Annotated in this window: 5 protein-coding genes and 1 pseudogene; 3 read left to right on the top strand and 3 right to left on the bottom strand. The window is 60.1% G+C overall.

The window, feature by feature from the left end; genetic code table 11:
* The first annotated feature begins 246 nt into the window (after window positions 1-246).
* The gene (locus tag ABD002_RS19065; protein WP_343794101.1) at window positions 247-5,409 is read left to right on the top strand and encodes a hypothetical protein; all 5,163 of its coding nucleotides are present in this window, start codon (window positions 247-249) and stop codon (window positions 5,407-5,409) included.
* Window positions 5,410-5,422: 13 nt separating this feature from the next.
* On the opposite strand, the gene ABD002_RS19060 is transcribed toward ABD002_RS19065, so the two are convergent.
* Together ABD002_RS19060 and ABD002_RS19055 are read right to left on the bottom strand one after the other, a co-directional pair.
* Window positions 5,423-6,130 (bottom strand): hypothetical protein, encoded by a 708-nt coding sequence (locus tag ABD002_RS19060; RefSeq protein WP_343794099.1) that lies wholly within the window; start codon window positions 6,128-6,130, stop codon window positions 5,423-5,425.
* Window positions 6,131-6,372: 242 nt separating this feature from the next.
* Window positions 6,373-6,765, bottom strand: a complete 393-nt coding sequence (locus ABD002_RS19055) for a hypothetical protein (RefSeq protein WP_343794097.1) — start codon at window positions 6,763-6,765, stop codon at window positions 6,373-6,375.
* Between the two features lie 557 nt (window positions 6,766-7,322).
* On the opposite strand from ABD002_RS19055, the gene ABD002_RS19050 reads away from it, so the two are divergent.
* Both ABD002_RS19050 and ABD002_RS19045 read left to right on the top strand, forming a co-directional pair.
* On the top strand, window positions 7,323-7,616 hold the full coding sequence (locus ABD002_RS19050; protein WP_343794095.1) for a hypothetical protein: 294 nt from the start codon (window positions 7,323-7,325) through the stop codon (window positions 7,614-7,616).
* 292 nt (window positions 7,617-7,908) lie between these two features.
* Window positions 7,909-8,239, top strand: a pseudogene (locus ABD002_RS19045) (transposase); the annotation flags it as partial.
* A gap of 118 nt (window positions 8,240-8,357) precedes the next feature.
* On the opposite strand, the gene ABD002_RS19040 reads toward ABD002_RS19045, so the two are convergent.
* A complete protein-coding gene (locus ABD002_RS19040) occupies window positions 8,358-8,750 on the bottom strand; it encodes a helix-turn-helix transcriptional regulator (RefSeq protein WP_343794092.1) in 393 nt (130 codons plus the stop codon).
* Window positions 8,751-10,068 lie beyond the last annotated feature (1,318 nt).

Raw genomic sequence — 10,068 nt, 5'->3', positions numbered from 1 at the left:
GGCTGAACTACATCAATAAACACAGAAGTACCTACTTACGGTGAAGATAATTCGTTAATGGCATTCAGAATATAGTAGAATTTATACATCAAATCAATAAGATAGATCACATATAAATTAACTAACAGTCGTAGCGCCCAATCTAGTGCTGCCAGCGGTCGAATAGCTAACAAAGTCAATTGAGGTCGTTAGGTTGCTGTCACATGACTTGCGCTGTCCGTGACCCCAGCACTAAGCTCGCGGCCAATGGATGGCGCCACCTCTCGGTCCGATTGTTTCTTTTACCTTGATGGCGCGCCGGTGCCTGCGTCCTGGGCTCCTGATCTGAGCCGTGCGTTGCTGGAGCTGGAGCGGTGCATCCTGCCGCAGGATCGACACGTCCTGGCCCCGTTGTTCGAGTACCTGGCAAGGAATGCCCGAATCCTGCGCGAATACGCAGCGATCGCATCGTCCGTTCGACGGCCATCAGGAAGTCACATCAAGCACCCCGTTGCGGCGACAATTCTGTCGTTTGGTGAACACCGCCGAGACGGATTGTGGTTGCTGCTCGCCGTGGCGGTAAGTGCGGCTCTCGAGCGAGGCGGAGCAAGCCGCAGTCAGATTTCCAGGCTCTGCTCGGCGATCCGTGGTGGGATGGAGGCCTCAGCGGGATGGCCGCTGCTGCTTTCTGGTGTGACCTCGGTGTCTGATTTCGTAGGCGTCATGCGGAAAGTTTCCACGGAATCGGGAATGTCCGTCCAACTGGTTCAAAGTTGGACTGGTTGGCTCAGGGACACGCTCATTCGGTGGACATTGCGTGGACAGGCCGTAGCGGAGGGGCACGAGTCGCCTGATCTGGTTCAGGACATCCAGGCGCCGCGTTTGCCCATAAGCGCCGCGCCAGACCTTGAAGTCGATCTCACCGTTGAGCTGGTGTGCTCCCTTGATGACGGGACGTGGGATCGGCCTTCGCCCGTCCGTGCCGCGCGTGCTCTCGCAACCCAGCTGATCCGGCAAAGCGACGGCGACGTCCTTTCCTCGCCGGATGCCTGGATGCCGACAGAGTTGATAGCAGCGTTGTGCGAGCGGTCATTGGGGCGGGCGACACGTCATCTGGAGGAAGCAGCGTCCGATCAGGCCGAGCGTTTTCTGGCGCTGGCCGTTGCGATTGCCGGTGGACTGCGCGAGATCGATCTTCCATTCCTCCGCTGGGGAGCGGAGCCAGACGCTTCGTACTATGTGGTGGCCATAGACCTCCCTGTCCTGTATCGCCCACTGCGACGTCCGCCCAATGCCGTTGATCCACCCACTGAACTTCGTGAATGTCTCAAGCCCGTCACCGAATACATCGCGTGGCCGCTCCCGGACTCCGTCCATCGGAAACTGGTGGAATTGGCAATGCCATCGGGAGCCGTGTCCGGGGTTCCGGTGTTCGCGGGCCTCGCGGATCCGTGCGGAATGCCGTATCGACTGAGGGACCTGATTGCTGAACTCCAGCCGGCGGTGATGAGTGGTTACCTCCCCATCCGGTTCGCGATGGCAGCGGATATCGCGCGCCGGTTCGGACCGGAAGTGGCGCAGTTGGCGCTTGGAGACACCTTCACAATGACGGCTGCGCCGGCCTACTACACGGCGGTGCCGGAGTCGGAGCTGGCCGAGCATGTGGCGACGATTCAGCGACGCTGGTTTGGTGAAGTGCCGACGCTCTTGTCGGGTCGGGAGTGTCTCGTCGGTTCGAGGCTCGTCTTGACTGATTCCGCGGCACAGATGTGGGCGGCCTGCCAAAACAAGGCCAAGCGGGCCGTCGCGCATGAGGGCCGGGAAGCGCAGTGGCGCGCGCACCGGATTCGCCTTGCTGCGGCCTTGTGTTCAGTGACCGGTCACCGTCCCGAGGACGGGTTGGGGAAAATTCGCCTCTACGACGTGATTCCCTCCTGTGGGCTCATCATCCTGCAGGACAAGCAGGTCGATGTGCGACGGTCCACGCGCATTGCTGCGACAGGGCGTCGATGGTTGGCGGACCTGCGCAGCTACCTGGATCGACTCGCGGGGATCGCCGAATGCGCTCCGGAAAGTGCGGCGGGTCGTCTGGCTTATGACGTACTTCGCGGACAGGCCACCTTGTTCAGCGCGCCATTGCCCGGCGGCGAAATATCGATCATGGATGCTGCGCAGCTTCGAGCATCCATGCCGGAAACGCTCCAGCCGGTCCCCAATTTCTATCGACACTATTTGAATCAGTACCTTCAGCAACGCGAGGTCGATCCCGAACTGCGTCATGCACAGTTGGGATGGGTGGTGTCCAATGCACACGCGACGGCGGACCTCTCGCCGTTGTCACCCAAGACACTGGGCGCTCTGCTCGGCCCGATTCTGGACGACCTCGTGAAGGAGCAGGGTTGGTACGGTTCATCGCAACGGCTTGGCTGGGGCTGGGAGCGGGTGCCGATGCCGCCGCTGAAGGACTGGAAGGCCGTCTTTGCGCAAGCGCGGAAACAGCATGACGAGGACGTGCGCGAGCTAGCGGAGCGGCTTCGCGAGCTCGGCCGCGAGGTCGAGAAAGTCGTTCTTCCACGAGTCGCCGCCGCCATCGAGGAACTCATCCCCGCGCTGCGGATCGACGCAGACAGAAGGCGTCTGGAACTGGCCACGTCCAGCCCGCCCTCTCGCAGGGTGGTGGTCCAGTTCACGCAGAATCACCATGCGCTGATCTGTGACCGGATAGCACAGCAGGGTGATGCCGCCACCCGTGTGATCGAATCGGCCGTGACACGCCTGCTTCTTTACAGATTGATCCGCTCGGCCAGGGATCGCGGCATCGTGGAGGGTCCGATTCCTTCGAGACCCTATCTTCGTCTCAAGGCGGAGCCATCGCCGTTTCCCGTGGGACTGGGACTGGCGGTGCGACAGGCAGACGCTATGCGAGAGGTCTTTCTGGCGCGTGCCCGACAGCAGAAGGTACGCGACCAGGCTTACCTCGCGATCGTGGCCATGCTGGCGTACTCGCCATATCGGACGATTTCTGGTGCGACGGAGGCGGTCGGCGACGTCTCCAATCTTTTGCGAGGTCACGGCGGCCATGGCCTCATACGGCTACCCGGGAACACCGAACACGGTGGCGCATCCATCGCCGTGGGCGGAATACCCGCACTCCTGCTGTCGAAGCGCTCTATTGGCACGACGACCGCGCGGGCACCGGGTCCCCAGCAACTGGGCGAATGGATCGGATTCAATCTGCCGTGCGGATTCCAATGGTCACAAGGGGTTCTGGCGGCGGACGCCCTGGCAGACGTGTTCTGGGCTGCCGCAGCCGTCGAACTTTCCGGTATCGAACGCTCAATCCTGCGACGGGGTGGACTCACCGCCACCGCAAGTCGCGAGCGCTGCGTCGCGTTCGAGGATCGATGGCCTGCTCGCACCGGCATCGGCGACGTAAAGGGCGCAGTGCAGTCTGCCGTTCCACGCATTGAAGAAAGCCCATCGGGCGACGGGAACGTCCAGTCAGCGCGATGCGCGCGTGAAGACTACCGGCGCTTGACCGCGCTCCTCAATCCGCATGTGTTTCGCAAGATGCGGGCAGAGAAGGCCGCTGCCCAAGATGCGGAAGCTTCGGATGGGAAGCGGAACTGGCGCAAGGCGCTTGCGCATGAACTCCGCCAATTGCGGGAGAAAGTCGGGACGCGATCGAATCTCGGCGTACTCGTCAACTACTCGCTGGATCACTTGCTCCGTGGAAGCGAAGCGGGCGGCAAGCTTGCACACGCGTCATTGCATCGCGAGATCACGCGCTTTTCGGGCGCGTTGCTCGATACCCTGGACGGCCAGCTGTTGCTCGAACTCGATGCCGAAGCGATATCGCGCATCTACCTGACAGTCATCGCGGGCAAGCCGCCGCAGGCGCGCCCGCACACGTTCGAGGAGCTTCGGCGTTTCCACCACTACCTGATTCGCGCGTACGGCATTCCTGACGTCGAGCTGGCAGATCACGAAGCACTGGCGGGTGCGCGCACGACCTCGGCTCGATCGGGCCTGCTGACCGAGGCCGAGATTGCACTGGTTGTCCGCCAGTTGCGTGACGACCTCGACTCGGAAGTCCACGACTCGGAAGCGAGTCCGGAAGCCAGGCGCATCTGCGAACGTCGGTTGCTCCTCTTCCTGGTGCTGGAATCCAGCGGCATCCGCCCAGGTTCCGCCTACGGCCTCGTGCACGCCGATGTACATCTATTGGCGGAGGGGCGGGATTTCGTCCATGTGCGGACAACTGGGGACTATGGCGAAGCAAAGACGGTCACCGCGGTAGGCTATGTTCCGTTGACAGGTGCTCTGTGGCGCAAGCATCGAGAGTGGGTCAGGCAATGCGTCGAGCGGGAGCGAGAGGACGCGCAAGGGCTCGGAACACCCTTGTTTGCGCGAGCGCCCGGTCATCGCCGTCGTCTTGCCCTCGATATGCTGACTCGTCGAATCGACGAGTTGCTCAAATGGGCCAGCGGGCAGTCGGATGCGTCGACCTACTGGCTCCGCAAGAATCGCGTCACCAAGCGGCATCGCGCGCTAATGCAGATGCCACGGCCCTTCGCGCGCGACGTGCGCGACGTGTTGTGCGCTTGCGGCCACGCGGACATAGCGATTCCGCTGCTGCACTACATCAATGACCCTGCCGCTGTCCTCCACGCGCATCTCGCAGACGTACGGGAAACCCCGAGATCGGAGATCCTGGCTGTGACGGGGTTGTCGCCGCCCCCGCTGGATATGGCATGGTCGAGGGCGCCCGACCTGCGTGACGGGAAAGTTCCTGTCGTGCTCGAGCGGATGCGCGTGCCTTTCGCGCCGTCACATCAAGAAGCCCTCACGGTAGCGCCAGCGTTGCGTTCGCGAGAGCGTTTGATGCCGCACCATATCGCCAGCTATGCGCGCGGGATGAGCCGGAAGCGCAACCGACAGGAAGCATCTGCGTGCTCCGGCTTGACGGATGCACAGGCGAGGGCGCTCGACAGAGCCGCGAGCGAATTGCTACTTCTATCCGGCCAATCGCCGTGGCTGCTCGATGGTCTGCGTCATCCAAGGGCGGTGATGGCGCCGCCGCGTGCCATGGCGGGAACGGAAGCCTTGTTTGATCTGCTGAAGAGCCAGCCCGGCGAAGACTTGTCCCTCGTCGCCGAGACTTGGGCGCGCCAAGGACAATTGCGACGGCTTCATGAGTCAGGTGTGTTGATGCGCCTTTGCAGCCCGCGAGAGCGCTCTGCAGCAGAGCATCTGGTCGACACGACGCGTGTTGGCCTCGAGGTCGTCGATGCGGAAGATGTTTCTGTGCTTCGGATTCGCGAGCAGCGCCAGTCGGGCAAGGGGCATGGCGCAGCGTTTCGGTGGGTATTGGCCATCATCTGGATCTACTCGAAAGCTATCGAATGTTCTCAGGCAGGTGCTGCCTGATTTGATCGAGAGCCTAGGATTGGTTCGTGCGCGGATCAGCTTCTTGTATGACCAACCGACCACCGGGCATTGCGGTCCAGCCATTGGAGCTTTTGCGCTCGATGACCCCCTCATACCACGCTTGTCGGCCAAAAACTGCGTCCTGCAACTGCGTCATTTGAACGTCGTATTCTGCCGGCAGCGACAGGAAGCGCCTCCCCGCAATGACGACAAGATGAGTAGCGTCTTCGTCGCGGCACACTCCCACAATCTCGAATGTCGCCTTGAGTCTATCGGAAGACCGGTCCTTTGGCTCTGTAAATGCTGGAAGTGGTGGCGGGAAGAATGGTGACGAGCCGGCGTCCGATGCGAGCTCCATCTTGAGGCCGCCAGTCGCATGAGCGGTAGCCGCTGCGTGAAGGAATGGGATGGTCTGAACAGATGAAACCGCCCGCGCCAGTTTCCGCGGCGAATGGCAGTTGGCATTGGAAATCAGCTCGATCTTTGTCGTCTCCAGAATCGCCTGAAGGTCGATACATGATGAATCCGGCAACTCCACAACGATGGCCTGGTGAGACAGTTGCGGTGCAAGATCGAAGCTCTCGAACGAATCCAGGAGGGTGCTTGCTACCTTTGCAGCATGACCCAATCGCTGCAGCTCATTGCGATTCAATGAGCCTGTATCTCCGTCGATTTTTCTTTCCGCAAACGTGAATACGATCGTCTGTTTTTGAGTGGACATGGCGAACCTCCAACATAAGCATTGAAGGGCGGATGCTCTTGCAGTGCACGCGAATCGCGCGCGTGATCGGGCACTCGAGTCGCGATCCGCCCTGACAGTCGCGCGTGCAGTGGGGAATGGGCTGCCGCCATCGGATGATGGGCGGAGCCAAAGAAAGAAGTAGTTGTGCCCGAGAGGCAGAGGGGCAGTCCGGCACGCAACGCAGTCGCGTGGGACGCATCGGTCGCCGGTCGGCCAGGATTTTAGAAAACCGGGAAGACGCAAAAAAGGTCGTTGCGTCCGGGCATGACGACACCCGATTTGGATATCGCCGATCTCGGCGACCCGGCGTATTGCCGGTTAGGGAAGGGGACTTGACGGGGTCCCAGCCCGGCGTCAGCAACGCGCGGGCCAATCTTGTAGTTCGCCCAGTGGCCTGTCAATAGCACGTCGCGATGCGATTCGACGGGATGCGTTCCATTGAAGTCCAGTCGTCCGGCCATCGAAGACCACGAATTTTTCGGCGCTGGCATGCTTCCGTTCGACGATGCAGCGATCAAGAAGTGGCATCCGCTGCCGCTGCGACCTTGAGGCTCGCCCATGCTGGAATCCCGGTAGATGCGCACGCATTCCTTGATGCCGACGTTGGCGCCCAAAGCACGACCGTACGTTTGACAGCGCTGCCAGATTTTGGCCGAGTACTACATCGCGGGACACCGCTGCTCGCATCGAATTCAATGTTCCCGCGAGGCGTGCCGGATGCATCGTCGCGGAGGTGCTGGGCAGGCTGACCGACGCGCGCATAAACGGTAGCGCATGGGCGTCAGCATCGTCGTTTGGCGCGGCTCGACGGCAACCGGATTCTGGTCGCCGGGGTCTCCGTGGGGTCCGGCCGCTTCGACCACGCATGTGGGATGGCAGGCGGAAAATAGGCGGTCTCGCTCCATGCGACGCACCTCAGTACAGTTGCGAGATGGTCTCGTTCCCCGCTACAAATCACAAAGGGCAGGTTGCCATGAGTACATGGGATTTCACGGGACTTCCAATATGAGCAAGTCGAGCGAAGGAATCATTGTTCGGCCACCGAGTCCAGTACCCCTTCCGCGGACCGCCCTGATGACCCAGCGAAGAGGTTGGTCCGTACTTGTCTCGCCAGTTGAGACTATCGCGACGTACGATGAACTGTTACTGCTCAAACTCGCGAAGAGGAGCAATGTCAACGAACATCGATTGCCATATCGCGTTCATCAACTACTTCGCTACGGGCGAAGGGGTCACGATTCTGATCGCGGCCGGAGGTAGCTCGGAGCACGCCAAAAACGTGTTCAATCGACACGCCCCCGAATATTTCCGGGGTGGAGTTGAAGTGGCAAGGCTGAACGATGCCGCAAATGACCGAGCCAAACGCGTGGCCGAAATGATCCCGCAACGAATGCGTGACCTACTGCAGCGGAACCCGATCGGCACCACCGAATACTACAGCGAACTGCATTTCAATCTGACATGAACATCAGCGACGCTGCCGTCGTGCGACTCGGAAACGGCTCGCGCGCAGTGAAATACTGTCGGGTGGGCTGCTCCTGCGCTATGGGAGGCGAATGATGGCAACGAAAGTAACCAAAAGCACGAAGGTAGCGCCGAGAAAAGCGCTGCCATCCAGCGATGACGGCTCCTACAAGACGCTGAAGCGAGCGGTCTTGGCGAATCCGGACGCGCGAGCGGCGTACGAGAAGGAAAAGACCGAGTATCAGGCTGCCAAACGGCGTGGGCCTGCAAAACAATAGCTTGTGCGCGGCTCTGCCGTCGAGGAAGCCCTGCAGCGCTACGGCCCACCGGACATCTTCAACACCGATCAAGACCGCCAGTTCACCAGCGAAGCATTTACCGGTCTGCTCAAGGCCAACGGCATCGCGATCAGCATGGATGGCAAAAGCTGCTGACGTGACAACGTGTTCGTCGAGCGGCTGTGGAAATCATCAAATACGAAGAAGTCTATCTGCGTGCCTACGACTCTGTCGCCCACGCCAAGGCATCCCTCGGGCGATACATCACGTTCTAACCCGTCGGCCGCATTCGGGCCTTGATCGCAAGACGCCTGATCAGGTCTACTTCAACCAACCGCGGCCGCTGCCCAAGGTGGCTGGTCACGCAGAGAATCCACTTATCCAACCGGGCTCGCTGTACAGACAAACGGAGCCAGTTCTTTCTCAGCCGCTTCCTGAGCCTTGCCTTTGCAGGTCCTATGCCGCTAAAAAAAGTCTTCCATCCAGCGCACGAACGTTACTCGCCGACGGCTCGGCACTCTGCGAAACGCCACTAGTAGGCGATCCTCGACCTGATCCGTCGCAAAAGACGTCGAATCGACGGCCGGTGCTTCGTGGTTAGTGAGGGCAACCGGACCACGCCCAGTTGCCAGCCACTCAAAGGCCACACCTGAAAGGACGGCGATCTCTTTCAAATGATCGATCGTCGGCGACGTTCCGTTAGGCAATTCCCACTGAGCAACGGCGCTTGGGCCGACATGCACGGCCTTAGCGAGTCCGGATTGCGTCAGCTCAGCGAGCCGGCGTGCGTGTCGAATGCGGGTGGACAACGGCCCCAAAAACGTACGGTCGCTCGCGCGCCTTTTTTGCTTGACCATGATTCGCGTCCTCAGTGGGGCTGGTCTGCTTAGCAACTAAGTTAGAACTTACTCAGTATCACTGCAATGCGTCTAGAGATTCAGTGGGGACGCCAGCGTCGCCCAAGAAAGCAGTGCTACTCAGGGGGCGAGGTGCGCTCGTTCGTGCTGTTCGTACGATTTGCCGTGAGACGATCCGCCTCGTAGGAGCGCCTATGCTCTAGACAGCATTTCATCGACGTCTTGGGGAGACGTATGGAAGCGAACGATGCGCAACGATCGTCAGAAAACGATCTCAGGAGACTTGGAGCGACGACGGAGTGCTTGTCGTGCCGCGCGTAGCGCCGACGCTTCCTTCTCCGGTGGGCCCTGTGGAGGCGAGGGAGAGTCCTGTTGAGGGCATTGCGATCTGCCTATCCGGCGGCGGTTACCGCGCAATGTTGCTCCACGTAGGCGCCTTGTGGCGCCCCGCAGAGCTCGGATTCTTCGGATCATCCAGCCACGCCGCCGGGATTCGCATAGGCTGGCTTCTCGGGCTACGTTTTCGGTATGACCTATTCGCGGACGCACGAGGCCTAATGGCTGGCGGATCCGTTTTGTTTCACGAGGTAGCAGAGATGCTACGCGGTGGAATCAAAACGGTCGATATGAGGATATCTCCTAGCCCGATGCGGCGTGGTTTGATCGCCTTTGCCGATGCAAGAACAACCCCGCGAGATGTAACTAATGCGTGCGAGAGCGTTTACGAATTCAATAAGGACGATTGCAACAAGTTTGCTAAGGCCGTGGCCGCACAATTCTCCGTGCCTCTGACGGGGAACGCTGACGCAATCGTTGACCAAATTACAGGTATCGGATGGTCGCTGACGGTGTCAAGGCAAAAATGTTGGCCGACGCAGGCATGCTAGTTTTTGTAGGCCTCAGGGCATCCAAGCACACACCGCCTGCAGAGCATGGCCACGTTGCTGTAGTCGTCGCCGGATCGCTTTCTCAAGCGAAATATCCTACAGCTTACTGGGGCTCGTTAGGCGGATCGCCAGGTCGTGCTCAGACCCTTAACTGTGCATGGAAAGCGGTTGATCTCGACAATGTGCACTACGCCGCTAAGTCAATTTAGCACTGAAGGTACGTTGCTTTGTATGTCCAGATGGGGATGGGCGTCGCCATCGGGTCAGGGGTTGATATTTTGGCCGTGTTGCTGAGTGAGTTGAACTAACCATCAATCGACGGGGGGCACATGGAGAGGCAGAAGTCAGTTGGACGCAAGAGCAAAAGTGCGCATTCCAGCAAGCCCAGTTCAAAAGAGTCTGCGAGGAAGAGGAGCGAGGGCCTTCGCGCC

Source organism: Dokdonella soli (genome assembly GCF_039523175.1).
GTDB classification, from domain to species: Bacteria; Pseudomonadota; Gammaproteobacteria; order Xanthomonadales; family Rhodanobacteraceae; genus Dokdonella_A; species Dokdonella_A soli.
This window is presented reverse-complemented; position numbering and strand designations above follow the sequence as displayed.

Bases quoted from the DNA above. Each gene is read 5' to 3' on its own strand.
- ABD002_RS19065 (WP_343794101.1), top strand. From the start codon at position 247: ATGGATGGCGCCACCTCTCGGTCCGATTGTTTCTTTTACCTTGATGGC.
- ABD002_RS19060 (WP_343794099.1), bottom strand. From the start codon at position 6,130: ATGTCCACTCAAAAACAGACGATCGTATTCACGTTTGCGGAAAGAAAA.
- ABD002_RS19050 (WP_343794095.1), top strand. From the start codon at position 7,323: ATGTCAACGAACATCGATTGCCATATCGCGTTCATCAACTACTTCGCT.
- ABD002_RS19040 (WP_343794092.1), bottom strand. From the start codon at position 8,750: ATGGTCAAGCAAAAAAGGCGCGCGAGCGACCGTACGTTTTTGGGGCCG.